Consider the following 24,683-nt stretch of genomic DNA (forward strand, 5'->3'; position numbering starts at 1 on the left):
CCGTGACACGGTCTCCCATATGAGCGATATTGCCCAAATACCGCCATTTGGTGAGTAGTTAGGGGGTAGTTATGGCTCTCGCACAAATGAGCGCCGACAAGCGTCGGGATATGGGCGCCGCAGCCATGCGGACATACCCCAGGATCATTCAGGACTGGGGGCTCCCGGAACAGGACGCCGCCCTGCTGCTTGGAGTGGCGGACTCCACCTATCGACGCTGGCGCAAAGACCCCAACTCTGCGCGGTTCGATGTGAACCATCTTGAGCGCATGTCGCTGATCATGGGGATCTATAAGGCGCTACAACAGCTGCTGCCGCGTAGTGACGCCGCAGATAGCTGGTTGCGTCGCCCCAACAAGAACCCGCTATTCGCTGGCCACCCTCCCATCGAGCGTCTGCGCAGCGGGCAGGTCTCGGATCTCTATGTCGTGCGCCAGCATCTTGATGCGGCACGAGGGGGCGGCCACGCGTGAGGTTTCCAGTGACCGCCGTCAACTGGCGCCCCTGCTATCGGATAGTGCCTTCACGATTTCCGCTGATCGACCTGTTCGAGCGTGTGGCGTCACCTGATGACTGGGATTTGCTCCATGAACTTGAGGGATCGACCTCAGCACGTTTACGGGAAGAAGCCGGAGAAATTCACCTCGTACGAGAGGAAGACCGACGCTATGGCCCCGGGTGGACTCCAGTCATGGCCGCGTTTTGTCATTTCAGTGGTATCGGCACACGGTTCACGGATGGCACATTCGGGGCCTACTACACGGCACTGAGCGAGGCGACGGCGATCGCCGAGACGCGGTATCACACGGAGCGGTTCCTACGTGAATCGGATGAGCCCCCGATGCAGGTGCAACAGCGTGTCTATCTCGCCAACCTCGCCGGCGAACTTCACGATCTACGAGGGGATCCTCCCGGCGCCGGCGCCCCTATTGGCCCCAGACGACTGGAGCGCCAGCCAGGCCTTCGGGCGCCGGGCCTGGGAGAGCCACAGCGACGGCATTGTCTACCCCAGCGTGCGTCACGCTGGCGGCGAGTGTGCCGCAGTACTGCGGCCGCCCGTGATGTCTGTCACGTGGCAGGGGCGTCACCTTGGGTACGAGTGGGACGGGCGCAAAATCCGCCATGTCCTCGAGCTGACCCTTATCGAGTGACGTAAGCCCATAACCTGTCAGGCTGCAAGCATGGATTGCAACGGCCGGACTCGCTGACGTGTCATTTTCAATTCGGAAGGTGTATACGAGCAATGCTGAATATTCCTCTGGGCAAGCGTATTCGTGATGCTCGCAAGGCGGTGGGAATCGCCCAAGAGAGATTGGGCATCGAGGTGGGGGTGTCTCGCCCCGCTATCGTGCAGTGGGAGTCTGGCGCCAAGCGCCCGAACTATGAGCGGCTTTGCATGCTTGGAACGTATGGCGTGCTCTTACGATCGACACGGCGATTGCCGAGGTCCGGCATCACCAGCACAACTACTGGCGCAACGTGCCCGATCTCAGCTATGAGCGTTTCGTGTTCCGGGGACTGACTTGCATGACAAAGGTTGGGCTCGGCACTAGCGCCCGGGCTGTTTCAGCTCCGAGCTTTAAAGGCACACGCGGCCAAAAACTGGGCTAGATCAGAGCAGCTTGCCGATCAGGATGGCATTCAACGTCGGCTGACTTCGCAGCACTGAGCCATTTCTCACTGGATCCTAATTAGCAGCGTCGTTGTCGCTTCGCGCTCGCCCGTGACAGCACCGGCCGGCGCCCATGCGCAAGGACTGCCACCAGGCCGGTCAAGGTGCGCTCAGGAAACAACAAAATTTCGTGTGCCCTTTGCCCGATCCAGGCGTTCTTTGACACAGCCTGTTCAGGAAGCGAGCAGTCAGGCTGTACAGCACGCGCATAATGCGTACCATTTGCTCCGCGATCCCCAGCGCGTGCCAGCGAAGCGCCAATTAGCCACCGAAAGTGCGCGCTGAACGAAATATCGCCCCATTGGCAAATCGCCCATAATCGCAGCATCGGAACACGTACTCGGAGTGATAGATCGCCATGAAGTATATGCGCGCCCTGGCTGTCGCCGCCCTCATGGCCTTTGGCGCCTCAACGGCCCATGCCACCCTGGAAACGCTGCCCGCCACAGCGAAAGACTCCGTTACGCTATGGTCGGAGCTGGACGCCACGGCCCTGCCGGATGTCATGCCCAACGAAGTCTGGGTTAACGTCAACCTGAACGAGCGCAAGATGGCCGTGTACCGCGGTGATACCCGAGTCTTGCTGATTCCCTACCTCGCCATCGGCAATGCGGGGGCCCAACGCATCCGCTTCGAAGGAAGTGGCCAAACGCCGATAGGGGAGTTTCATGTCGCCCGGGTCAATCGGCAAAGCGATTTCAAGCTGTTCTTCGGTATCGATTACCCAACGCCGGATATCGCGCGGGAGGCCTGGCGGGATGGCCTCATGACGACCCAAGACTACACCTATTACCGCACTTACCTACGCCAGCACGGGTTGCCGCCTGCTGATACGGCGCTTGGCGGCTCCATCGGCATCCATGGACTGGGCGCACGATCAGCACGTCTGCACAGTCAGATGGATTGGACCGAAGGCTGCATCGCAATCACCAATGCAGAAATCGAGGCGCTGGACCGTTGGGTTAACGTGGGCACCCGTGTGGTGATTCACTAGAACCTAGACCTCACTCCAGTGGGGACAGCCGGATTACCTTGCCATTCTGCTGATCGGTCAGTACGTAAACGTTTCCCTCGGGGCCCTGTTCGATATCCCGAACGCGCGCCCCCATGGGAATTTGCTCCTCACCGGTGACCGACCGGCCATCGTTACTCAAGCGTATGATGGCCTCGGCCGAGAGTCCGCCGATCAGGGCGCTACCCTGCCAGGCCTCGAACGCATCTCCATCGTAAAAGGTCATGCCTGAAGGGGATATGACCGGCGTCCAGTGCTTGATCGCATCGGCAAAGTCGGGGTGTGTCGGCGGGTCGGGAATATCGCTGCCGTCGTAATTCTTGCCCCAACTGACCACCGGCCAGCCATAGTTGCGGCCGGCCTCTGGCAGGTTGAGCTCATCGCCCCCCAGCGGCCCCATCTCGGCAATCCATAACTCGCCCGTCTCTGGGTGGATGGCGGCACTTTCGATATTGCGGTGGCCGTACGACCAGATGGCGTCTTCCGCGTCCTCCCGGTCGGCGAATGGATTGTTGTCGGGCACCGAGCCATCGCGATTCAAATGAACGATGGCACCAAGATGGTTGGATGGGTCCTGGGCGGGGTCGAACTTGAAGCGTTCTCCCAAGGTCAGAAACAGCGTGCCCTGGGGCGTGAAGACAATGCGCCCACCAAAGTGGTACCCGCCGGATACCTTGGGCTGCTGGCGAAAAATGACCTCGAAACCCTCGATCCTGTCGTTTTCCAGGCGTCCACGCCCCAGCGCAGTGGAGGCGCCACCCTTGCCGGGCTCGGCGAATGATAAATAGATCCTACGGTTGTTCTGGAAATCCGGATCAAGCGCCACATCGAGTAGGCCGCCCTGCCCCTGGCTGAACACATCGGGAACGCCCTCGATCGGCGCCGTTAGCGAATTGTCGGTGCCAAGAATCCGAAGCCGTCCTTCTCGCTCGGTCACAAGTGCTCGACCATCCGGTAGAAACGCCATGCCCCAAGGGTGTACGAGCCCCTCAGACAATACCTCTACCTGAACGGCCCCGGCCTCTGTCTGAATGGAACTGTCCGGCTGTGCCAGCAGCAACGGAGAGATAAGCATGGCTGTCGCCACACCTGTCGATACTTTCACAGTGCGCATCATGGGATTATCTCGCTTGGGTCGTACCCTTCAAGGTAAATGCCTATTCGAGGTTGGCAAGCGAGCCGATCAAGTCGAACGCTCTTCGATCAGCACTTCCTCCGTGACGCGCTCCGTCAAGGGATTGCTCTGCACCAGACGCCGTTGTTTCCTATCGCCGGTCGATATCACCGCCTCATCTTCTGGCACGAAGAAGCGCCGCGGCTAGGGCGACTGCAGGACATTCGCCAGAATAATGAGAATCGAAAGCTTGAGTAGCGAGCCAAGGGCCGGCCCCTCCAATAGGAAACATACGCGCCCCCCTGAACTCATTCGCTACTGCTCAACCGCTCCCATACGCCCGCTTCCGGCTCCTCGAGGACGATGTTTATGTGGCAGGTATTCCTGTCCGGGTAAATGGCGTTGGAATACTCGAACAAGCGGGTCTTGACGCGTCCGGTCAACGGCTTGGTGTCACCGAAGTGCTGCTGCACCTGTACGTAGTCGCCAACGTTAGGAATCAGATGCTGACCGGTCTTCTCATCCTCGCGCAGTTCGACCGTTTCGCCTTTCATCGGGCGCGCTTCACCGCGGCGAATGATCTGGTAGTTGAAGGTGTACTTCACGATCAGTGCTCCTTGCGGATCGATTTCCTGCACCTTAGCCAGCGAACCGGGGAACCGCAAAGAGCGAATCCGCGTCAGCCCCGTCTTCTAAACTCGAGCCGGCATCGGGTAGCGCCGGTCAGCCTTGCCGGCCTTGACCACATGCCCCGGTGTCTCGTGTCCGACCAGCTCGGGCAGCGTTTCCGAAACCGTCATCAATGCATCCAGATCGACACCGGTATCGACACCCATCTGCTCGAACATATGCACCAAGTCCTCGCTGCACACATTTCCCGTGGCGCCCGGCGCGTAAGGGCATCCGCCGAGCCCGCCAAGGGACGCGTCGAAATGCATGATCCCCGCCTCCCAGGCGGCCAATGCATTGGCCAGCCCCATCCCGCGGGTGTCGTGAAAGTGCAGCGTGAATGGCACTCCAGGCCAACGGGCGACGACGTTCAGGCACAGCCGCTTGACCTGGGCAGGATTGGCCACGCCAGTGGTATCGCAGAGCGTAATCCCCTGCACGCCCGTCTCCAGGAGCCGCTCGATCAGCGAAACCACACGCTGCTCATCGACGTGCCCTTCGAATGGGCAGCCGAACGTGGTGGAGAGTGAGGCATTGATGAACACACCGGAGCCTTGGGCATAGGCCACTATCTCGGCAAACTGCGCCAGAGACTGATCGGGTGTCATGCGCAGGTTCGCCAGACTGTGGGAGTCGCTCGCCGACATCACCAGGTTGATTTCCTCTACGCCACACTCCAGCGCGCGCTGACACCCCTTGAGGTTGGGCACTAACGCCGTATAGATCACACCCGGCTGGCGCTGGATGCCTCGCATGACCTCCGCCGCATCGCGCAGGTTGGGGATCGCCTTGGGGGAAGTGAACGATGTCGCCTCGATCTTGGCCAAGCCGGTCGCCGAGAGACGGTCGATCAGGGCGATCTTGTCTGGCGTTGGTACGAATGCCGCTTCGATCTGCAGGCCATCGCGCGGCGCCACTTCATTGATGTAGATACGTGACATGCTCAGTGCTCCCGCTTAGATAATTCCGCCCTTGCGCAGCTTTTGCCGCGTTTCCTCATCGATGCCCAACTCATCAAGCACCTGCTCGGTATGTTGCCCCAGGTCAGGCCCACCCTGGCCAAGCCGCCCGGGAGTGGCGCTGAGTTTGGGTAACACGCCGGGGACCTTGAGCGAACGTCCGCCAGGTGTGGTAATAGTCTGAATCATTTCCCGCGCCAGGTAGTGCGGGTCATTGACGATATCAGCAGCGGTATATGGGTACCCTGCCGGTACCCGAGCTTCATCCAGCCGCGCGAGGATCTCTTCGCGTGAATGCTGGCGGGTCCAGTCTGCAATGGCACCATCGATCAACTCCGTATGCTGGCTACGTCCATCGTTGTGTGCAAAGCGGGCATCCGTGGCCAGGTCCTGGCGACCAATCACTTCCATCAAGCGCTTGAAGATGCTGTCGCCATTACCGGCAATCAGCACGTAGTCGTCATCCCGGCAGAGATAGGCATTGGAGGGCGTGATGCCCGGCAGGGAACTTCCGCTGGGCTCACGAATCTGGCCGCTGGCATCGTATTCCGGAATCAGGCTTTCCATCATGGCGAACACCGACTCGTATAGCGCCACATCAATGACTTGCCCCTGGCCGCTGCGGTGACGTTCCTGAAGTGCCAACAGCGTGCCAATCACGGCATACAAGGCAGACAGCGAGTCGCCGATACTGACCCCCACACGCACCGAAGGCTGCCCCGGTTGTCCGGTCAGGTAGCGCAGTCCGCCCATGGCTTCTCCGATCACACCGAAACCGGGCTTGTCGCGGTACGGGCCAGTCTGACCATAGCCCGAAATGCGCACCATGATCAGGCGCGGATTTAGCTCGGAAAGCACGTCCCAGCCCAGCCCCCAGCCTTCCAGCGTCCCCGGGCGGAAGTTCTCGACCAGTACGTCGGCTTCCTGAACCAGCCGGCGCACGAGTTCCTGACCTTCGGAAGAGCGCAGATCAAGCGCGACGGAACGCTTGTTTCGGGTCTGCACGTGCCACCACAGTGAGGTCCCTTCCTCAATCATTCGCCATTTGCGAAGCGGGTCCCCTGCCCCCGGCGGTTCAACCTTGATTACATCTGCGCCGAACTCACCGAGCAGCTTGGTTGCGAAAGGACCTGCGATTAACTGGCCGAGTTCCAGCACCTTGAGGTTGTCCAGAGGTAAGTTCCGGGAATCAGATAGGCTCATAGGGCGTTGCTCCTAAGCAATATATACGCAGGATGCGTGAGCCCACCGACAGGTACAATTAGGCGTTAATCAACACAGCATTCGCTTTTGACGAAGGCCTACGTAAGATGGCGTTCTGTCTGGCGTCATACCAAGGGAGCGCATATGGGACGGTTCGACTTCGTCACGCTGAAACTGTTCGTGTCGGTGGCCGATGAAGGCCGCCTCACTGCCGCCGCCGAGCGCGAACACTTGGCTCTGGCTGCCGCCAGCAAGCGTATCAGCGACCTCGAGGCGCAACTGGACACCACGCTACTGTATCGCCGCCCTCGCGGCGTCGAGCTTACCCCGGCAGGTCATGCTTTTCTGCATCATGCGCGCAAGATTCTGGAAAACATCGAACGTCTGCAGGCCGACCTGAGTGAATACGGTACGGGCATCAAGGGGCATGTGCGTATTCATTCGAATACCTCGGCGATCATCGCGTTTCTTCCCGAGGACCTCAGTACGTTTTCGAAGCAGTATCCCCAGATAAAGCTCGACTTGCAGGAAAGGGTCAGCGCCGAAGCCATCAGCGCCCTGCGCGAGGGTCTAACGGACATCGGCATCTTTGCCGGCCACGTGCCCTGCGACGGGCTGCAGGTGCTGCCCTATCGCAGCGATCGTCTGGTCCTCGTTACACCGCATGACCATGCCTTCGCGGAGCGCGAATCCATTTATCTTGAAGAAGCGGCCGGTAACGACTTCATCGGCCTACAGCAAGATTCCTCGTTGCAGGACTTACTGCATGAACAGGCCAGTCGTGCCGGGAAGACCCTGCACATGCGTATCCAGGTGCGCAGCTTCGATGGGATCTGCCGGATGATTCACCACGGCATGGGCATTGGCGTCTTGCCTGAGCGAACTATCTACCGTGAGCTGGGCGATCTGCAACTTTGCAGTATTCCGCTTAGTGATGACTGGGCCACGCGGGAAACCGTCATTGGCATGCGCCAGTATGACGCCTTGCCCGTTATCGCGCGTCATCTGGTTGACCACCTGACCGGAGGCGCCAGACACTAGCCGTGGATCCTTCGTCGTTTGCGAAGCCTAGCTTTCCCAATTGCTACTTCTAGCGCCTTAAAGCTTCGGATACGGTGCAAGGCAGACACGCCTGCCAAGTTTGTTCCAGTTTTCGGGCAAAGCCGAATACGACCTATACAAAAACCAATGGAGTCGTCATGAAACGAAAAAGCACAGCCCTGCTCGCCGCTGCCGGATTCGCGCTCACCTTCGCGTCAAGCGCCATGAGTTTCGAGCTGAATGGCAAAGTGGATTGCATCGCCCCCTCCGACCCCGGCGGTGGCTGGGATTTCACGTGCCGCAGCGTGGGAAGGATTCTGCAGGAACTCGATATGGTTCCTCAGGGCGTTCAGACCATGAACATGCCTGGCGCGACAGGCGGCGTCGCCTATGCTCACGTCATCAGCAAGCGACCTGAAGATGAGCAGTTACTGGTAGCGGCTTCCACGGTAACCTCGGCCGGCCTGGCCCAAGGCCTGTTCCAGGGCATGACTGCCGACCAAGTCAATTGGGTGGCTGCCCTGGGCGCCGATTATGGCGTCATTGCCGTGCCCAAGGATTCGGAATTCAAAACCCTGGATGATCTGACGGCGGCCCTCAAGAAAGATCCCCGTTCCGTGATCTTTGCCGGTGGCGATGCCAAGCGCAGTTGGGACCACCTGAAGGCATTGATGTTTGCCGACAAGGCAGGCGTGGAAGATTTGAGCCAGGTCCGATACCTGGCCTATGAGGGCGGCGGCGAGGCGTTGACCCAAGTGGTCGGTGGGCACGTCGATGTGTTCTCAGGCGATATCTCCGAAGCGAAGGGCTTCAGGGAATCCGGCGATCTTCGCATCCTGGCCCTGCTTTCCGATGAGCGCCTGGAAGGCGAACTAGCGGATATCCCGACCGCGAAGGAGCAAGGCATCGATGTGCTGGCTCCCAACTGGCGCGGCTTCTACATTCCGCCCAACGTCTCGGATGAAGCCAAGCAGTTCTGGATCAGCACCATCCAGGAGCTTTCCCAGACTGACGAGTGGAAACAGGCCATGGAGAGTAACGGGCTGATGCCATTCAACCTGAAAGGCGAAAAGTTCGAACAATTCGTGCTCGATCAGGTCAAGGACATCGAGACTCTCTCGAAGCGAATGGGCACCGGCTGAGCCAGTATCGACTCATTCGCTAGCCCTCCAATCCCGGCCACGCGCCGGGATTTTTACAAATGCCAAAGGCGAACTTGTCGCAGTTATGTCTGGTGGCCTGCGGGCTCAAAAAGATAGGCATTGGCGTAGCCAGTGTCGAAGGCAAAGCATAGAGCGCAGGTGCTGTTGTAGCGGATCGCCCCATGGCCCGGGCGCGGCCCGGACTGCAGAGTTTCCTCGACTACCATGTGCTGTGTAAGAGCTTAAAATCATCTACCTGTAACAGCCAAGGCAACAGGTGATGCGAGTTAGGCTAGCGATATCATTCTGACGATGCTGCTCCCTTTCCCCTCTTACTGCCCATCGCCGCTGGGAACTGACATGGCATCTGGCAGACCTAATCAATCGTGCCGCCAGCCTGAGGTCAAATATATGCTTGGACAGGTTTACTTCGCTGACTGCGTTTGAAGTGAGTCGGGACTAGTGCCATAAAAGACGAGGGTAAGTTAGCGAAATAACACACGTAGGCGTCCTGGCCCCTATGCTGGCGAACCCGCCGTTTATGGCATTACTACGTGTAATTTTCCATGCGTGTCACGGCTGACCGACAACAATTATTCCGGAGAGTTTCGCTATGTTTGACGCTTTCATACAGCAAAATATCGACGTGAATGGAATAAGGCTGAATTTACGTATTGGTGGCAGCGGGCCGGCCTTATTGCTACTACATGGTCATCCCCAAACGCATGTCATGTGGCATAAGGTTGCAGACGAGCTTGCACAGCATTTCACCGTAGTCGTCGCAGATCTGAGGGGCTACGGTGACAGTGATAAGCCTTCGGCATCGAGACATCATGAAGCGTATTCTAAACGTGTGATGGCAGCGGACATGGTTTCGCTGATGAGCGCGCTAGGCCATAAGCAGTTTTCGGTCTTGGCCCATGACCGCGGCGCCAGGGTGGCTCACCGCCTCGGCATGGACCATTCTGCAGCCGTTGAACGCATGATCCTGCTGGACATTGCCCCCACGCTCGCCATGTACGAGCAAACCAACCGAGAGTTTGCCACCGCCTACTGGCACTGGTTCTTTCTCATCCGGCCGGCTCCTTTGCCGGAAATGTTTATCGAGATGAACCCAGAACTCTACCTCCGAAGTCTCATGGGGGCGCGGAGTGCCGGCATGGAACCTTTTACCGATACAGCATTGAATGAGTACATCCGGTGCCTGCAGCTACCCGGAGCTGCCATGGCTATCTGTGAAGACTATCGGGCATCAGCCGGGCTGGATCTTGAGCATGATCGCGCCGACCTCGAAGCAGGCCGAAAACTCACATGTCCCCTGCTTGTGATGTGGGGAGCTGACGGGACGGTAGGACGATGCTTCGACCCTTTGCAGGAATGGCGAAAAGTCGCGGTGAATGTCAGCGGCAAGGCCCTGCCGTCAGGCCATTATATCGCCGAAGAAGTACCAGCAAGGTTATTAGATGAGTCGCTCGCGTTCTTGAAATAAGCCTGGACAAGATGCTCCTTGAGCACTCGTGGCCGCAGCCCATCTCTTGGAGCAGCATCTCCCATGAGATGTCCGAGCCAGGACGAATAGAATGCCTTTCAGGGCGGCGTGGTTCGGTGGTCATCGGCTCGATGGTTCGTCAGCGAACTGCCTGACGCAAACAGACAGGCTTGCTGAGCTGAAAAAGCCTCCTTTGCGTGCCCCGCAGTGAGGTCCGGCTTCGATTGTTCCTGGCCTGTCTTTTGCAATTCCACTGAGGCCCTGCTGTGCACAAGGATTCGGTTATTTGTTCAGTTGATATTTTGATTGGCCTAAACCCTTTATTTAATAAGAAAAATGATGTTTATAGCTAACCAACGCACTCTATTCCTCGCCTTCCTGCGTATCGGCCTGTTCGGCTTCGGCGGAGGCCCGGCGATGATTCCCTTATTATATCAAGAGGTCGTGAAGCGTTACTGCTGGCTCGAAGAAGAAGAATTCACAGACATTTTGGCTATCGGCAACGCCCTCCCCGGCTTAATCATTACAAAAATGGCAGGCTACATCGGTTATCGGGTTGGGGGCGTCCTGGGTTGCATCAATACGGTCCTCGCTGTCATTTTACCCATGCTTATGGTCATGGTGTTATTGCTTGGCCTGTTCAAACGCTATCAGGATCTAAGCTGGGTATATGGCATGGGCCAAGCGGTTGTCCCTGTCGTCATGATCATGATGGCTCAGCTAACCTGGGATTTTTGGAGCAAGTCACGCAGCACCCTAGGCGGGCTGATCAGTTTGGGGATGATCTTTGTTTCCGGCGGGCTAATTTACTTCCTTGGCGTACATCCCGCATGGGTGGTAGGTGCTCTACTTGTCGCCGCGCTGGCCTGGCCAACAGCTTCTGCACACAGCAAGGAGCCCAGGCAGTGACCTAGGGGCATCCATTCGTGGCTATTAATATCTTCCCTTACTCCTCGGGACCACACATTAAGTCATCTGGCACCTATTGATTTAGCTTTGCCCAGCCAACTGCCTAACCGGCGATAGCTTCATATTAACTGCTTAACGCCTTTACCTTGGCAAAATGCATACGTAACCACAACTAATACCAAAGTATATTTATATATTTATCAGTAGGTTAAATTGTTGCCGAAACCTTAAGTATTGAACATTGTTTGCATACGTAGTCATAGTTACCTAGAACATTGTCGTGGCCTTCGAGTCGCGGTGCCCAGTTCGCACTCCACAACGACAACATCACCAGCACCCGCGCTGGTACAACACCAGGAGTTCAGCATGAAGCGTCCCTTCATCCAGATTTTCCCTCTCTGCGCCCTCGCCGGTGCCATCGCCCTGGCTGCTTCCGCAACGGTACATGCCGAGCCAGAGCGAGTGATAAACGTCAGTCTCCCGTTAGGCCCCGAATCCCAGCAGGGCATCGGCGTACTCAAGTTCGGCGAGGAACTGGAGCGCCTCTCGGACGGGCGTCTGGTCATCGAACCTCACTACGACAACGCGCTCGGCGCCGAGCGCGAAGTCGTCGAGGGCATGGGCTTTGGCCTCATTGATGCCGGCATCTCCTCAACTGGCCCGATGGGTGGTTTTGTCGACCAGTTCCTGCTCTTCGACCTGCCCTACGTTTTCGAAAATCATGATCATGCCTACGCGTTCCTGGACAGCGAGCATGGCGAGCAACTCGCCCAGCTGGCCGAGGAGCAGATGAACGTCAAGATCTTGGCGTGGATGGAGAACGGCTTTCGTCACAACACTAACTCAGTGCGTCCGATTGAGCATCCCAGCGATTTGGAAGGCATCAACCATCGCACCCAGGAAAGCCGCGTCCAGGTTGATACCTGGGAAGCGCTGGGAGCCAATGCCACCCCCATGGCCTGGACAGAGGTCTATACCGCCCTGCAGCAGGGTGTAATGGACAGCCAGGAGAACCCTCTGCCCACTATCTATGACGTGAACTTCTTTGAAGTTCAGGACTACCTGAACATGACCCAGCACGTCTACTCGCCGGCGCCGCTGATGATGGGTCTGGATCTCTTCAACTCTTTCCCCGAAGAAGATCAGGCGATCATCCTGGAAGCGGCCCAGATCGCCCTTCCGGTACAGCGTGAGGCCAGCCAGGAGCTGGAGAATCGCTACCTCGGGCAGCTTGAGGAGCTGGGCATGACCGTGACTCATCCTGATCTCGCCCCATTCCGCGAGGCAGTTAAACCCGTCATCGACAAGTGGGCCCCCACGGTTGGTGAGGATTTGGTCAACGCTGCCATCAATTACGAGCACTGAGACCAATACGCCCGCAGGCGACACACTTCCTGCGGGCGCCCTCCTGACGCATGAGGCAGCCATGAAGACTTTTCTATTGCTGATCCACCGAGCCATCGATCAGTTCAACCGTCTGATCGGCTGGTCGCTGGCGGGGCTTTTGCTCGTAATGACCGTGCTCATCTTCTGGCAGGTATTCGCCCGATTCGTGGTAGGCAGCCCGCTATTTTTTTCCGATGAGATTGCCCGCTTCGCCATGCTCTGGCTGACCTTTCTCGGGGCCGGTTATGCCTATCGCAAGGGCGCTCTAATTTCCGTGGACATCGTGCTGGAATATGCCGGCAAGACCTTGGGCTGTGTGCTGCGCATCATCATCATTCTTTGCTCCGCTCTGTTCGCCCTCATCATGATCAAGTACGGCTACGACCTGATGGATCGCGTCTCTAGCCAGACCGCCCCCAGCACACGCGTTTCTATGATGTGGCCCTATATGGCCATTCCCGCGGGTGGCGTGGTCATCGTGATCAACAGCCTAGGGCTGTTGATCGATGAGGCGCTCGGCACTCCGCATAAACCCAAGCAGGAGGTGAACTGACTATGGCACTGCTCCTGTTCTTATTGCTGATCTCGCTGTTCATTATCGGCGTGCCTATCGCCTTCTCGCTTGGCCTGGCCTCTGCCGTAACCGTGTGGCATGGCGACCTGATGCCGCTGCTGGTTATCGCCCAGCAGCTCATCGCCTCGGTGAATTCCTTCCCGCTTATGGCAATACCGTTCTTCATCCTGGCGGGTTACTTAATGCAAGGGGGTGGTATTTCCCAGCGCCTGGTCGACTTTTCCAACACTCTGGTCGGCAGCATGACGGGGGGCTTGGCGATGGTGGCTATTGTCACCTCGTTGTTCTTCGCGGCCATCTCCGGCTCGGGGGCAGCCACCACCGCGGCGATCGGCTCCATCCTGATTCCGGCGATGCTTTCCAAGGGGTACCCCGGTGGCTATGCCGCCGCCAACCAAGCCGCCTCCGGTGCTCTCGGCGTAATCATCCCGCCCAGTATTCCGCTGATCCTTTATGGGATTGCCGCTAACGTTTCCGTGGGCGACATGTTCATCGCCGGTATCCTGCCGGGCATCCTGGTTACCCTGACCCTGCTGCTCTTCGCTTATTTCTTCGCCAAGGCCAACGGCCTGGGGGGCAACGAGAAGAGCTCCTTAAAGGACGTTCTTGTTGCCGGGCGCAAGGCCATCCTGGCGATCCTCATGCCAATCATAATCCTGGGGGGTATCTACGGCGGGGTATTCACGCCTACCGAAGCCGCAGTAGTCGCGGTTGCCTATTCGTTCATGGTCGGCTTCGTCATCTATCGGGAAATTAAGCTAAGCAGCCTGGTCGACATCCTCAAGCAATCAGCAGTCACGACCGCCGTAGTGCTCAGCATCATCGGCGCCGCGGGCCTTTACGGCCGAATCCTGCAGCGCCTGAGGGTACCGGACATGATTTCGGATTTCGTAGTCTCGGCCATCGATAGTCCACTGCTGTTCCTTGTCTTGGCCAACCTCCTGCTGCTGCTGGCCGGCATGTTCATTGAGGCGGCCGCGGCGATCCTGATCTTCGTGCCGATCTTGCTACCCATAGCGATCGGCTTCGGCATCGATCCGGTCCACTTCGGCATCATCATGGTGGTTAACCTGGCCATGGGCATGTTCACCCCACCGGTCGGTCTTAACCTATTTGTAGCCTCGCAGATCACCAACATCGGCATCGCTCGCCTCACTTGGGCCGTCATGCCCTTCGTCGGCATCGTGCTCATCAATCTGATGATCATCAGCTTGTTGCCCTTCCTGTCCACCTGGCTGCCTTCGCTGTAAGCCTTTTCACGGAGAAATCCCATGACCGTCCTAGAAAGCCTGACGCCACGCCATGGCCTCAGAGTGCTGATTACTGCCGGCGCCAATGGTATCGGCTTGGCCATCGCCAAAGCCTTCCAAGAAACGGGCGCTCGCGTGCACGTCTGCGATATCGACGCCCAGGCCTTGGCCGCCCTGCCTGAAGGCATCACTCACACCCAGGCCGATGTCAGCCAGGAAGCGGACGTTGATCGTCTCTTCCAGGATGCCGCCGCTCTGGGCGGGCTGGACGTAGTCGTCAATAACGCTGGCATTGCCGGGCCCACTGCCGGGATTGATGAGATCGATCAAGACGCCTGGACCCGCACCATCGACATCAACCTCAACGGCCAGTACCGGGTCGCTCACCGCGCCGCCCCACTGTTGCGCGAGAGTCAGGGGCTGCTGATCAACCTGGCGTCGGTCGCCGGCCGTCTAGGCTTTGCCTACCGCACTCCCTACGCCGCCAGTAAATGGGCCGTCGTTGGCTTAACCAAGAGCCTGGCCATCGAACTCGGCCCCGAGGGGGTGCGGGTGAATGCCATCCTGCCCGGCATTGTTCGGGGCCCACGCATCGAAAAGGTCATCGAGGATCGGGCCGCCAAGCGCGGGATCAGCTACGCCGAGATGGAAGAGGAAAACCTTGCCAAGATCTCTATGCGTCGGATGGTGGAACCCAGCGACATAGCGGCCATGGCGCTATTCCTATCGGCGCCGGGCGGCACCAACATTTCAGGCCAGGCGCTGAGCGTCTGCGCCAACGTCGAATCACTGTGACCTGCAAAGGATTGACCTCATGACAACTCGGATAGGTATCGTCGGTGCCGGCCTGATCGGCCGCGCCTGGGCCATCGTCTTCGCCCGGGCCGGCATGTCCGTGTCCCTCTACGATGTGGATGCCGATGCCCTGGATAAGGCCCGGGAGGCCATCCGCCAATCCCTCAATGATCTCCAGCAGGCCGGCCTGATAGAGAACGTTGACGCCCCCCTGGCACTTATTCAGGTGGAAAGCGACCTGTTGCGCGCCATGGCAGGCGCAGAATATATCCAAGAATGTGGCCCAGAGAATTGCGAGGCCAAGCGGCGCATTTATACCGACCTGGAGGCTGTCGCGTCTGAGGACACCGTGCTGGCCAGCTCCACCTCGGGTATCGCCGCCTCGCAGTTTACTGATCATCTGCGCCACCCCGAGCGCTGCCTGGTCGCGCACCCAGTCAACCCGCCCTACCTCATCCCACTGGTCGAGGTCGCCCCCGCCCCGGCCACTTCAGAGGCAGCGGTGAACCGCACCATGCGCCTCATGGAGCAGGCTCAGCAGGCACCCATTCTGGTCCGCAAGGAAGTTCAAGGTTTCATCCTCAACCGTCTGCAGGGCGCCCTACTCAACGAGGCACTGCGCCTGTTCCGCGACGGCTACGTCTCCGCTGAGGACCTTGACAAGACCGTCAAGCACGGGCTGGGGCTGCGCTGGTCCTTTATGGGGCCCTTCGAGACCATCGATCTCAATGCGCCATCCGGCGTGGTGGACTATGGCCAGCGCTACGGCCCACTGTACCGCGACGTTGATCGTCAGCGTAATGACGACGATCCATGGGATGCCGCGACGCTCGCCGCACTGGACAAGGAGCGCCGGGAACGGCTTCCGACCGACGGGCTCGCCGACCGCCAAGCCTGGCGCGATCGTCGCCTCATGGCGCTGATGGCCCACCAGCGCAACGTTTCCCCTTCCTAACATCAACAACGATATCTACAAGGAGAGAATTCCATGGCTACCCAACGCAAGGTCATTATTACCTGCGCCGTGACTGGCGCTATTCACACGCCCTCCATGTCACCGCACCTGCCTGTCACCCCAGAGGAGATCGCCGAGGCGGGTATCGCCGCCGCCGAGGCAGGAGCCTCCATCCTTCACCTGCACGCACGAGATCCTAATACCGGCAAGCCCACGCAGGACCCCGCCGTGTTCGAGCGTTTCCTGCCGCGTATCAAGGCTTCCACCGATGCGGTCATCAACCTCACCACAGGCGGTAGCCCGCACATGACCGTGGAAGAGCGTATGCGTCCGGCTATGGAATTCAAGCCGGAGCTCGCCTCGATGAATATGGGCTCGATCAACTTCGGCCTGTTTCCCATGCTCAACCGCTATGACAATTTCCAGCACGAGTGGGAGCGTGCCCACCTAGAGAACAGTCGTGACCTAGTGTTCAAGAATACCTTCGCCGACATTGAGACTGCCATGACACTTGGCGGCAAGAACGGCACCCGCTTCGAGTGCGAGTGCTACGATATCGGCCATCTCTACAGCCTACGCCACCTGATGGATCGCGGTATCGTTGGGGGTCGCATCTTCGTGCAGAGCGTATTCGGCATTCTGGGGGGTATCGGGCCTCATCCTGAGGACGTGATGCACATGCGTCGCACCGCCAACCGGCTGTTCGGAGATGAGTATGAATGGTCTGTACTGGGTGCCGGTAGCAGCCAGATGCGCATCGCCGCTCAGGCGGCGGCCATGGGCGGCCATGTCCGCGTTGGTCTTGAGGACTCCCTATGGCTCTCCCCGGGCAAGCTGGCCGAGAGCAATGCCAGCCAGGTGGCTAAGGTGCGTGAAATTTTGGAAGGACTCTCCTTTCAGGTAGCGACCCCCGACGAGGCACGTGAAATGTTGCAGTTAAAAGGCTCCGACAAGGTCGGCTTCTAAGGAGATTGGCCCATGCCCCTCTACCGACTCGAAGGCCATGCGCCTGAAATCGATCCTTCCGCCATGGTAATGGACGAAGCTGTCTTGATCGGGCGAATTCACCTGGACCGGGAGGTTACCGTGTGGCCGGGTGCGGTGCTGCGCGGTGACAATGAACCAATTACCGTAGGTGAAGGCAGCAACCTGCAGGATGGCTGCGTGGTGCATACCGACCCGGGCCACCCCGTTAACATCGGCCGTCAGGTCACAGTCGGGCATCTGGCCATGCTGCACGGCTGTCGCATCGGCGATGGCGTGCTGGTAGGCATGAACGCGACGCTGCTCAACGGCGCCGAGATCGGTGATCATTGCATCATCGGTGCCGGTGCGCTGATCACATCCGGTAAGCGTTTCCCTCCTCGCTCGCTGATCGTCGGCGCGCCCGCCAAGGTGATTAGGGAGCTGACCGACGACGAAGTGCAGTCGGCACTGGACAACAGCCATAGCTACGTGCAGAAGATCGACACATACCGCTCTCTGGAGCGTGTCGAACCCACTCCATCGTAGCCTCAGCCCCTAGGTCCTAACACTAGAGAATCGATGAAAAGAAAATCCGTTACCTCACGCGACGTCGCCCGACTAGCCGGTGTATCGCAATCCGCCGTCAGCCGTACTTTCTCTCCCAACGCTAAGGTCTCGGAGAGTACGCGCAGAAAGGTAATGGACGCCTCTCGCGAGCTGGGTTATCGCCCCAACACGATCGCCCGCTCGCTTATTACTCGTTCGAGTCGCACCATCGCCGTGGTGACCTACAGCATGGAGAACCCCTTCTATAGCTTCATGCTGGAAAAGGCCTCACGTTTCTTCCAGGCGCAGGGCTATCATTTGCTGATGTTCTTCGCCCCACCGAGTGGCGACTTCGACGCTGTGCTCGATGACATCATTCGCAGCCAGGTCGAGGGGGTGTTATTGCTAGCCATCACCATGAATCAACGTCAGGCTGGGCTAGTGGATGATTTCGGCATTCCGGTCGTTATTATCAACCGCACCGTAGACTATGCGGGGATCAGTCAGGTGGGCAGCGATAACTTTCAGGGCGGCTACTGGGCTGGCCGCTACCTGGCATCTCTGGGTCATCAACGCATTGGCTTCCTTGGTGGCCTGCCAGATTCCTCTACGCACCAGCAGCGCGAGGCAGGCTTCCTCGAAGGACTGCTTTCTTTGGGCCAGACCTGTTCGGTAAGCGAGATCGGCAACTATCGGTATGAGGATGCCTGCCAGGCGACCCGCCGCCTATTCAGTTCATCCCTCCCCCCAGACGCCCTCTTTGCGGCCAATGATCTGATGGCACTCGCCGCCATGGAAATCTTGCGTTATGAATTTGCGCTCAAAGTGCCTGGAGACGTTTCGATCATCGGCTTCGACGACGTTCCCATGGCGGCCTGGCCCAGCCACGCGCTGACTACCGTCAGGCAACCCGTCGACATGATGATCAAGAAAGCTACCGAACTGCTGATGAAGCAAGTAGCCCAGGAAGAAATGCAGCCTGAACATATCATTTTGCCTGTCACACCGATGTTGCGGGGCAGCACTCGCATGCCGTCCCGGCAACCTTAGCTCAATGAGAGTTGAATAGTCAGCGGATCCGCCTCGTAATGTGTCAAAATAACCAAGCATGACGAACAGGTAGGCCTTGCCCTTGCCGGTGTTCGTAAGATAAGCCGATATTAACTTCGGGCCCACACTTCTACGCTTCGTCTGAAAAATAGATCCTAGATTCTGCTTATAGGGTTCTTGGTTACTGCCCTGACCCAGCCCCCCGAAGCCAAAGCCTTCAATATGCTTTTCAGGATTCGCTGATCGCTCTCTGCTACACCCGCTGGATGGTTGGGTCTGTGACAATCTCGGCGTTTCACTGTCATGTTACGTACATTCACCAGCATGTCCGTGGTGCGTTTGGGTTTTCGCCTTCCAGCCCAAGGCCTAGCGCCAACAGCTTCTGGAGGGAACTAATCATCTACCACGTTGCAGCTTCCGTGTCGCGCAGTCAGCCCACTGGTCAGGACACACCCTAGATCACGGCCAGAATTTTGAAGCTGAACTGGCTGCTGCGTCAGACAGCCAGTATCGGTGCATTCAAGTCCTCGATGAGGTGCCCGTCAAAGATAGAGCACCAGCACAGAACGAGCCTATCAAGTGCCGAGTGATGCGGGAGCCTCTCCTTGGTGTACGTGATATCCATGATCAGTACTAGTATCGGTCTCTTCCATTTCCCTTAGCATCCACCGTGCAGCTTTTTCAGCAATCATCAACGTAGGTGAATTTGTATTTCCACTAGTAATAGTCGGCATAATACTAGCATCTACTATGCGTATCCCCTGCACGCCATAAACCTGAAGATGGGGATTCACGACAGCCATAAGGTCTTCCTTGGAGCCCATTTTAGCAGTGCCTACCGGGTGAAAGATGGTAGTACCGATATCCCCCGCCAGGCGCCATAGGTCTTCATCACTCTGGTATTGAATGCCCGGCTTGACCTCCTCTGGTTCGTAGCGGGCAAAAGCCGGCTGCTCGGCAATTCGCCGAGTGAGGCGCAGCGAGTCTGCAGCAACTTTACGATCTTCCTCGGTACTGAGGTAACACGGCGAAATGGCCGGCGGCTTACTTGGATCATTGCTTCTGATGCGCACATGTCCCCGGCTGGTAGGGTTAAGGTTACAGGCACTCGCCGTAATGGCAGGATAGGGATGCAATGGCTGGCCAAAGGCTTCCAGACTAAGCGGTTGAACATGGTATTGAATGTTAGGGAAAGCATGCTCAGGCGAGCTTCGTGTGAACGCTCCAAGCTGGGAAGGTGCCATGCTCATCGGCCCACTTCGCCGGAACAAGTACTCGAGTCCTATACCCAACTTACCCCACAGAGTCGAAGCCATGGCATTAAGTGTTTTGGCGTTGGTTACCCGATATACCGAGCGGATTTGGAGATGGTCCTGCAGATTCTCCCCGACACCAGGCAGCACCTTTACCGGAGTGATACCGTGTTGACGAAGCAGCGTCTCGGGGCCGATGCCGGACAGCTGCAGCAGATGAGGCGTTCCGACAGCTCCGGCACACAGCGCGACCTCTCGATGTGCCTCAACCTGCAGCGTACGGCCAGCCCGCCGGAGTTCCACCCCACAACAGCGCGGCACGCCTTGATCATTCGGTACGAAAAGTAACCGCTGTACTTGGCTGCCATGCCATAGGGTAAGGTTCTTGCGGGCCTTCAACGCGGGACGCAGAAAGGCTTTAGCGGTATTCCAGCGCCAGCCGCTGCGCTGATTGACATCGAAATAGGCCACACCTTCGTTGTTGCCACGATTAAAATCGTCGGTAGCAGGAATGCCCGCTTCCTGAGCGGCCTTGGCAAAATCATCCAAGATTTGCCATTTCAAACGCTGCCGCTCGACCCGCCACTCGCCGCCATGCCCATGAAAGCGACGGAAATCCTCCGGCGCCTTCGCATCATCTAACCGATAGTGATCTTCATGGCGCTTGAAGTCTTCCAGGCAATGCTCCCAGCGCCACTCCGTCTCCCCGGTTACCTGTGCCCAGTAATCGTAATCCCGCGCCTGGCCTCGCATGTAGATCATACCGTTGATGCTTGAGCAGCCACCCAGGATCCTGCCGCGAGGATAGATCAATGAGCGTCCATTGAGCCCTTCATCTGGCTCGGTCCTGTACAACCAATCGGTGCGAGGGTTATTGATGCAGTAGAGATAACCTACCGGTACGTGTACCCAATGATAGCGATCCTGTCCGCCTGCTTCGATCAATAGCACCCGGTTGTTGGGATTGGCACTCAATCGGTTGGCGAGCAGGCACCCAGCGGTGCCTGCACCAACAACGATATAGTCAAAGTGATGTTCGCCCATCTCAGCGTCCTCTCACCCTGTCTACTTAGCAGTCGGCATGACGAACTCGGCACCAGCTTCGATGCTGTTCGACCAACGCTGCATGATTGACTTCTGTTTGGTATAGAAGCGCACTCCCTCTTCCCCATATGCATGCATATCGCCAAACAGCGAGCGCTTCCAGCCGCCGAAGCCGTGCCACGCCATAGGTACCGGGATCGGCACATTAATACCGACCATGCCGACCTGGATGCGTCTGCTGAATTCACGCGCCACATGGCCGCTTTCGGTGAAACAGCTCACTCCGTTACCAAACTCGTGTGCATTTATCAGTTCAATGGCAGAAGCGATATCCGGCACACGAACGCAGGCCAACACGGGACCGAATATCTCTTCTCGGTAGATAGTCATCTCGGAGCTGACTTTGTCAAACAAGGTGGCTCCCATCCAGAAGCCTTCAGCACATCCCTCACCGCTCGTTGACGCATCAAATTCACGTCCATCAACCACCAGTTCAGCACCGTCGGCAATGCCTTTATTGATATAGCCGAGAATTCGACTGTGAGCTGCTGAGGTAACGATTGGCCCCATTTCGGCATCCGCGTCCATGCCGTTCTTGATCTTGAGTTGGCGAGCACGCTCGGCCAGGCGCGGCACGATCTTGTCGCCGGCCTCGCCCACCAGTACTGCCACACTTATGGCCATGCAGCGCTCTCCGGCCGAGCCATAGGCAGCACCGATCAGGGCATCCACGGCCCTGTCGAGGTCGGCATCTGGCATGACCACCATGTGGTTCTTGGCACCGCCCAGCGCCTGAACCCGCTTACCGTGCCGGGCGCCCTTCTCGTAGATCAGGTTGGCAATGGGGGTAGACCCCACGAAGCTCAACGCCTGAACCTCCGGATGCTCAATTAACGCCTCGACCGCATCTTTATCCCCCTGAAGGACATTGAATACCCCGTCCGGCAGCCCGGCCTGGTGGAGCAGATCGGCGATCAGCAGAGAGGCGCTCGGATCAAGTGGACTCGGCTTAAGTATGAAGCTATTCCCCGCTGCAATGGCCACCGGAAACATCCACATCGGCACCATGGCCGGGAAATTGAACGGGGTGATGCCTGCAACTACACCCAGCGGCTGCCGCATCGTCCAATTATCCATGCCAGTACTGACCTGATCGGTGTAATCTCCCTTGAGAAGTTGAGGAATACCACAAGCGAACTCGACGATATCGATACCACGGGCTACTTCGCCCATAGCATCACTCAGCACCTTGCCATGCTCGGCAGTGATTGCCTTGGCCAAATCCTCCTGATGGGCGTTGAGCAACTCCAGAAAACGGAACATTACCCGGGCGCGACGAATCGGCGGGGTTTCTGCCCAGGCGGGGAAGGCTGCAGTCGCCGCACCGACAGCGGCCTCGACATCGTCTCGGGACGCCAGCGCCACACGACCGGTAACCTGGCCAGTGGCCGGGTTGAACACATCCTGACGGCGCGCGCTATCGCTGACAGTTATACGGCCATCGATATAATGGTTAATTTCGGATTGGCTCATGACGTGCTTACTGCCTCTTTGTTAAAACGAAACCAAGGGGTTCGCTAAGGCTAATGAGCCGTAAGAGGAGTAGGCAATTGAGAAAAACAAAACCTAGATATAAGTTACACTTATATCCGAGCGACCTGCGTTGGAAAAAGGAAAGCTGTCATGCGTGATCTGCGCGCCCTTCGTGCGTTCGTTTTCGTCGCGCGCGAGGGTAGCGTCTCCCGTGCCGCCGATTCGCTTCATCTAACGCAACCAGCAGTGAGCCTCAAGCTCAAGCAGTTTCAGGAGCAGGTGGGATGTACATTATTTTTGCGTCATCCGCAGGGATTATCACTCACCCCCAATGGCCATGCCCTGCTCAGCGCCGCTGAAAAGGCGCTAGCCGCTGTCGATGCCTTCGACATGGCAGCACGGACCCTGCATTCTACTGTGCGGGGCAAACTACGCATTGGCACGATAGTCGATCCCGAATTCATCCGTCTTGGTGCCTTTTTGCAACGACTCGTGGCAAGCGCCCCACAGATAGAGACCGAATTACACCATGGTATGAGCGGCACAGTACTTGAACGGCTACAGCGTCAGGAACTGGATATTGGCTTTTTTCTTGACGCGCCAGGGCAAGAGCCTTGGACTCTCCAAGAAGCGCCTGATATCGATGGCATGGAACTGACCCGTTTCGACTATTACATAATCGCCCCGCCTGGCTGGGAGCATCGTCTTGAAAATGCCGAGTGGGTACACCTGGCCCAACTGCCTTGGATCGTAACCCCTACTACCTCAGTACATCACCGCCTAATCGAGAACGTGCTTGAGCCGTTGGGTGTAGTACGGCATCGTGTAGCCCAAGTAGATCAGGAAATGTCCATGCTTGACTTGGTACGTGCCGGTGTGGGGATGAGCCTGGCCCGAGACGCTATCGCCATCCAGGAGCATCAGGAACGCGGACTGACCATCGTTCCTGGTATACGACTACCTTGCGCGCTCAGTATCATGTGGCGAGGCGAGCAGCGTGACGACCCTGCCATCGATACGGCCTTGAACTCACTGGCCCAAGTTTGGGGACAACCATTCATAAGAAAAGCTTTCAAGGCGCAAAATGACGATTCAGCATAATGTTCAGCGCTATGCGCTTGGTAGCATAAGGCTTCAAAATGAAAGCATTCTAGAAGACGCCTTTTTAACCTACTCCACCCATGGCCGTCTCAACCGGGAGCGCTCAAACGCTATCCTGCTGTTGCCTCCTTTAATGGCGAACCACACAAGATATGATTTCTTGATTGGCCCAGGCAAAGCTTTCGACACTGATCGTTATTATGTCATTACTGCCGACACGCTAGGAAATGGTTACGCCATCTCGCCGAGCAACAGCCCCAGCCAGGCTGGCGACCGTTTCCCTCGGTTCACTATTCTTGATATGGTCGATGCACAGTACCAGCTCATTCGGCAGGAACTGAAAATTGCCAGACTTTTGGCCGTAGGTGGGTTGTCAATGGGCGGCATGCAAGCCTTGCAATGGGGCGTCAAGTATCCCGATATGATGGAGACAGTCATTGCTTTGGCGACCATGGCCCACCCTACCCCTTGGGTAAAAGCCATTTGGCATACTCTGCGCAAGGCTATGCAAGTGGGTCAACACACTAATGACGAAGGCGTGTCGGCAGAAGCAATGTGCGCCGCCACCACCTTCTTCCTCATTTTAACGCGCCACTGGGAGTGGTTTGACCGCCAAGCGACACAAGAAGACCAGAAGATAAGCCACTGGCTAGATACCCAATCTTCCGCAATGGCGAAGCACTGGGACATGTACAACTTTATTTACCAGACGTTGGCCGAAGATAGTTACGAGCTGGGCGACACCAAATCAGGTATGGACTACAGACAGGCACTGTCGACGATACGCGCCAGCGTCCTGTTCATGCCATCAGCAAGCGACTTGCTTCATCCTGCTAACGAGTTACATGAAGCCATGAAACATGTACCCCAGGCGAGAATAGCGGAAATTCCCTCCGCCTGTGGCCATATGGGTGGTGGGGGGCTTGACCCTCACGATATAAGTTTTATCACCCAGGAAATTAAGAGATTTCTGAGGACACTTAACCACATGCATTAACTAACCGGCAATACAAACCACCC

Annotated in this window: 23 protein-coding genes and 1 pseudogene; 18 read left to right on the forward strand and 6 right to left on the reverse strand. The window is 57.6% G+C overall.

Annotation, left to right across the window (positions count from 1 at the left end):
- Nucleotides 1–71 precede the first annotated feature (71 nt).
- The 4 genes and pseudogenes from F568_RS0106085 to F568_RS0106095 all read left to right on the forward strand — a co-directional run bounded on the left by F568_RS0106085 (nucleotide 72) and on the right by F568_RS0106095 (nucleotide 2,666).
- On the forward strand, nucleotides 72–473 hold the full coding sequence (locus F568_RS0106085) for an MbcA/ParS/Xre antitoxin family protein (RefSeq protein ID WP_026300359.1): 402 nt from the start codon (nucleotides 72–74) through the stop codon (nucleotides 471–473).
- A 218-nt stretch (nucleotides 474–691) separates the two neighbouring features.
- Nucleotides 692–1,151, forward strand: a pseudogene (locus F568_RS22295) (RES family NAD+ phosphorylase).
- 92 nt (nucleotides 1,152–1,243) lie between these two features.
- Entirely contained in the window at nucleotides 1,244–1,522 is a 279-nt protein-coding gene (locus tag F568_RS26310) for a helix-turn-helix domain-containing protein (protein WP_083932982.1), read from the forward strand.
- A gap of 508 nt (nucleotides 1,523–2,030) precedes the next feature.
- The gene (locus F568_RS0106095) at nucleotides 2,031–2,666 is read left to right on the forward strand and encodes a L,D-transpeptidase family protein (protein ID WP_019017826.1); all 636 of its coding nucleotides are present in this window, start codon (nucleotides 2,031–2,033) and stop codon (nucleotides 2,664–2,666) included.
- A gap of 10 nt (nucleotides 2,667–2,676) precedes the next feature.
- On the opposite strand, the gene F568_RS0106100 is transcribed toward F568_RS0106095, so the two are convergent.
- From F568_RS0106100 to F568_RS0106115, 4 genes are all read right to left on the reverse strand, one after another.
- Nucleotides 2,677–3,801: a PQQ-dependent sugar dehydrogenase gene (locus F568_RS0106100; RefSeq protein WP_211213424.1), complete on the reverse strand. Its 1,125-nt coding sequence runs from the start codon at nucleotides 3,799–3,801 to the stop codon at nucleotides 2,677–2,679.
- A gap of 305 nt (nucleotides 3,802–4,106) precedes the next feature.
- Nucleotides 4,107–4,403: a hypothetical protein gene (locus F568_RS0106105; protein WP_169338650.1), complete on the reverse strand. Its 297-nt coding sequence runs from the start codon at nucleotides 4,401–4,403 to the stop codon at nucleotides 4,107–4,109.
- 87 nt (nucleotides 4,404–4,490) lie between these two features.
- A complete protein-coding gene (locus F568_RS0106110) occupies nucleotides 4,491–5,408 on the reverse strand; it encodes a hydroxymethylglutaryl-CoA lyase (RefSeq protein WP_019017830.1) in 918 nt (305 codons plus the stop codon).
- Between the two features lie 15 nt (nucleotides 5,409–5,423).
- Nucleotides 5,424–6,629 carry a CaiB/BaiF CoA transferase family protein gene (locus F568_RS0106115; RefSeq protein WP_019017831.1) on the reverse strand — a complete coding sequence of 402 codons (1,206 nt, stop codon included), beginning with the start codon at nucleotides 6,627–6,629 and terminating at the stop codon, nucleotides 5,424–5,426.
- A 144-nt stretch (nucleotides 6,630–6,773) separates the two neighbouring features.
- On the opposite strand from F568_RS0106115, the gene F568_RS0106120 reads away from it, so the two are divergent.
- The 12 genes from F568_RS0106120 (at nucleotide 6,774) to F568_RS0106175 (ending at nucleotide 18,732) form a co-directional block, all read left to right on the forward strand.
- Nucleotides 6,774–7,670, forward strand: coding sequence for a LysR family transcriptional regulator (locus F568_RS0106120; protein ID WP_019017832.1), 897 nt, complete (start codon nucleotides 6,774–6,776; stop codon nucleotides 7,668–7,670).
- Nucleotides 7,671–7,828: 158 nt separating this feature from the next.
- Entirely contained in the window at nucleotides 7,829–8,812 is a 984-nt protein-coding gene (locus F568_RS0106125; RefSeq protein ID WP_019017833.1) for a Bug family tripartite tricarboxylate transporter substrate binding protein, read from the forward strand.
- Nucleotides 8,813–9,425: 613 nt separating this feature from the next.
- A complete protein-coding gene (locus F568_RS0106130; protein ID WP_019017834.1) occupies nucleotides 9,426–10,301 on the forward strand; it encodes an alpha/beta fold hydrolase in 876 nt (291 codons plus the stop codon).
- Between the two features lie 339 nt (nucleotides 10,302–10,640).
- The gene (locus F568_RS0106135; RefSeq protein WP_019017835.1) at nucleotides 10,641–11,210 is read left to right on the forward strand and encodes a chromate transporter; all 570 of its coding nucleotides are present in this window, start codon (nucleotides 10,641–10,643) and stop codon (nucleotides 11,208–11,210) included.
- Nucleotides 11,211–11,576: 366 nt separating this feature from the next.
- A complete protein-coding gene (locus tag F568_RS0106140; RefSeq protein ID WP_019017836.1) occupies nucleotides 11,577–12,575 on the forward strand; it encodes a TRAP transporter substrate-binding protein in 999 nt (332 codons plus the stop codon).
- A 61-nt stretch (nucleotides 12,576–12,636) separates the two neighbouring features.
- Nucleotides 12,637–13,149 carry a TRAP transporter small permease gene (locus tag F568_RS0106145; RefSeq protein ID WP_019017837.1) on the forward strand — a complete coding sequence of 171 codons (513 nt, stop codon included), beginning with the start codon at nucleotides 12,637–12,639 and terminating at the stop codon, nucleotides 13,147–13,149.
- Between the two features lie 2 nt (nucleotides 13,150–13,151).
- The gene (locus F568_RS0106150) at nucleotides 13,152–14,420 is read left to right on the forward strand and encodes a TRAP transporter large permease (RefSeq protein ID WP_019017838.1); all 1,269 of its coding nucleotides are present in this window, start codon (nucleotides 13,152–13,154) and stop codon (nucleotides 14,418–14,420) included.
- Between the two features lie 21 nt (nucleotides 14,421–14,441).
- Entirely contained in the window at nucleotides 14,442–15,215 is a 774-nt protein-coding gene (locus F568_RS0106155) for an SDR family oxidoreductase (protein WP_019017839.1), read from the forward strand.
- A 19-nt stretch (nucleotides 15,216–15,234) separates the two neighbouring features.
- A complete protein-coding gene (locus F568_RS0106160; RefSeq protein ID WP_019017840.1) occupies nucleotides 15,235–16,170 on the forward strand; it encodes a 3-hydroxyacyl-CoA dehydrogenase in 936 nt (311 codons plus the stop codon).
- A gap of 33 nt (nucleotides 16,171–16,203) precedes the next feature.
- Nucleotides 16,204–17,136, forward strand: a complete 933-nt coding sequence (gene kce / locus F568_RS0106165; protein WP_019017841.1) for a 3,5-dioxohexanoate:acetyl-CoA acetone transferase — start codon at nucleotides 16,204–16,206, stop codon at nucleotides 17,134–17,136.
- 12 nt (nucleotides 17,137–17,148) lie between these two features.
- Complete coding sequence (locus F568_RS0106170) at nucleotides 17,149–17,682, forward strand: gamma carbonic anhydrase family protein (RefSeq protein WP_019017842.1); 534 nt, start codon at nucleotides 17,149–17,151, stop codon at nucleotides 17,680–17,682.
- A 33-nt stretch (nucleotides 17,683–17,715) separates the two neighbouring features.
- Nucleotides 17,716–18,732 (forward strand): LacI family DNA-binding transcriptional regulator, encoded by a 1,017-nt coding sequence (locus F568_RS0106175; protein ID WP_026300362.1) that lies wholly within the window; start codon nucleotides 17,716–17,718, stop codon nucleotides 18,730–18,732.
- 575 nt (nucleotides 18,733–19,307) lie between these two features.
- Here the strand turns inward: F568_RS0106175 and F568_RS0106180 are convergent.
- Both F568_RS0106180 and F568_RS0106185 read right to left on the reverse strand, forming a co-directional pair.
- On the reverse strand, nucleotides 19,308–21,029 hold the full coding sequence (locus F568_RS0106180; RefSeq protein WP_019017844.1) for a GMC family oxidoreductase: 1,722 nt from the start codon (nucleotides 21,027–21,029) through the stop codon (nucleotides 19,308–19,310).
- Between the two features lie 21 nt (nucleotides 21,030–21,050).
- Complete coding sequence (locus F568_RS0106185; protein WP_019017845.1) at nucleotides 21,051–22,562, reverse strand: CoA-acylating methylmalonate-semialdehyde dehydrogenase; 1,512 nt, start codon at nucleotides 22,560–22,562, stop codon at nucleotides 21,051–21,053.
- Nucleotides 22,563–22,712: 150 nt separating this feature from the next.
- Here F568_RS0106185 and F568_RS22300 point away from each other — a divergent pair, with 150 nt between their 5' ends.
- Nucleotides 22,713–23,663: a LysR family transcriptional regulator gene (locus F568_RS22300; protein ID WP_019017846.1), complete on the forward strand. Its 951-nt coding sequence runs from the start codon at nucleotides 22,713–22,715 to the stop codon at nucleotides 23,661–23,663.
- Nucleotides 23,647–24,660 (forward strand): alpha/beta fold hydrolase, encoded by a 1,014-nt coding sequence (locus F568_RS0106195; RefSeq protein WP_019017847.1) that lies wholly within the window; start codon nucleotides 23,647–23,649, stop codon nucleotides 24,658–24,660. Before F568_RS22300 ends, F568_RS0106195 begins: the two co-directional genes overlap by 17 nt.
- Nucleotides 24,661–24,683 lie beyond the last annotated feature (23 nt).

Origin of the sequence: Modicisalibacter luteus DSM 23508 (genome assembly GCF_000378505.1) — a bacterium.
Taxonomy (GTDB): domain Bacteria; phylum Pseudomonadota; class Gammaproteobacteria; order Pseudomonadales; family Halomonadaceae; genus Modicisalibacter; species Modicisalibacter luteus.

What these genes read in the sequence shown, in the direction of transcription:
- F568_RS0106085 (WP_026300359.1), top strand. Translation starts at nt 72, where the DNA reads ATGGCTCTCGCACAAATGAGCGCCGACAAGCGTCGGGATATGGGCGCC.
- F568_RS26310 (WP_083932982.1), top strand. Translation starts at nt 1,244, where the DNA reads ATGCTGAATATTCCTCTGGGCAAGCGTATTCGTGATGCTCGCAAGGCG.
- F568_RS0106095 (WP_019017826.1), top strand. Translation starts at nt 2,031, where the DNA reads ATGAAGTATATGCGCGCCCTGGCTGTCGCCGCCCTCATGGCCTTTGGC.
- F568_RS0106100 (WP_211213424.1), bottom strand. Translation starts at nt 3,801, where the DNA reads ATGATGCGCACTGTGAAAGTATCGACAGGTGTGGCGACAGCCATGCTT.
- F568_RS0106110 (WP_019017830.1), bottom strand. Translation starts at nt 5,408, where the DNA reads ATGTCACGTATCTACATCAATGAAGTGGCGCCGCGCGATGGCCTGCAG.
- F568_RS0106115 (WP_019017831.1), bottom strand. Translation starts at nt 6,629, where the DNA reads ATGAGCCTATCTGATTCCCGGAACTTACCTCTGGACAACCTCAAGGTG.
- F568_RS0106120 (WP_019017832.1), top strand. Translation starts at nt 6,774, where the DNA reads ATGGGACGGTTCGACTTCGTCACGCTGAAACTGTTCGTGTCGGTGGCC.
- F568_RS0106125 (WP_019017833.1), top strand. Translation starts at nt 7,829, where the DNA reads ATGAAACGAAAAAGCACAGCCCTGCTCGCCGCTGCCGGATTCGCGCTC.
- F568_RS0106130 (WP_019017834.1), top strand. Translation starts at nt 9,426, where the DNA reads ATGTTTGACGCTTTCATACAGCAAAATATCGACGTGAATGGAATAAGG.
- F568_RS0106135 (WP_019017835.1), top strand. Translation starts at nt 10,641, where the DNA reads ATGTTTATAGCTAACCAACGCACTCTATTCCTCGCCTTCCTGCGTATC.
- F568_RS0106140 (WP_019017836.1), top strand. Translation starts at nt 11,577, where the DNA reads ATGAAGCGTCCCTTCATCCAGATTTTCCCTCTCTGCGCCCTCGCCGGT.
- F568_RS0106145 (WP_019017837.1), top strand. Translation starts at nt 12,637, where the DNA reads ATGAAGACTTTTCTATTGCTGATCCACCGAGCCATCGATCAGTTCAAC.
- F568_RS0106150 (WP_019017838.1), top strand. Translation starts at nt 13,152, where the DNA reads ATGGCACTGCTCCTGTTCTTATTGCTGATCTCGCTGTTCATTATCGGC.
- F568_RS0106155 (WP_019017839.1), top strand. Translation starts at nt 14,442, where the DNA reads ATGACCGTCCTAGAAAGCCTGACGCCACGCCATGGCCTCAGAGTGCTG.
- F568_RS0106160 (WP_019017840.1), top strand. Translation starts at nt 15,235, where the DNA reads ATGACAACTCGGATAGGTATCGTCGGTGCCGGCCTGATCGGCCGCGCC.
- kce (WP_019017841.1), top strand. Translation starts at nt 16,204, where the DNA reads ATGGCTACCCAACGCAAGGTCATTATTACCTGCGCCGTGACTGGCGCT.
- F568_RS0106170 (WP_019017842.1), top strand. Translation starts at nt 17,149, where the DNA reads ATGCCCCTCTACCGACTCGAAGGCCATGCGCCTGAAATCGATCCTTCC.
- F568_RS0106175 (WP_026300362.1), top strand. Translation starts at nt 17,716, where the DNA reads ATGAAAAGAAAATCCGTTACCTCACGCGACGTCGCCCGACTAGCCGGT.
- F568_RS0106180 (WP_019017844.1), bottom strand. Translation starts at nt 21,029, where the DNA reads ATGGGCGAACATCACTTTGACTATATCGTTGTTGGTGCAGGCACCGCT.
- F568_RS0106185 (WP_019017845.1), bottom strand. Translation starts at nt 22,562, where the DNA reads ATGAGCCAATCCGAAATTAACCATTATATCGATGGCCGTATAACTGTC.
- F568_RS22300 (WP_019017846.1), top strand. Translation starts at nt 22,713, where the DNA reads ATGCGTGATCTGCGCGCCCTTCGTGCGTTCGTTTTCGTCGCGCGCGAG.
- F568_RS0106195 (WP_019017847.1), top strand. Translation starts at nt 23,647, where the DNA reads ATGACGATTCAGCATAATGTTCAGCGCTATGCGCTTGGTAGCATAAGG.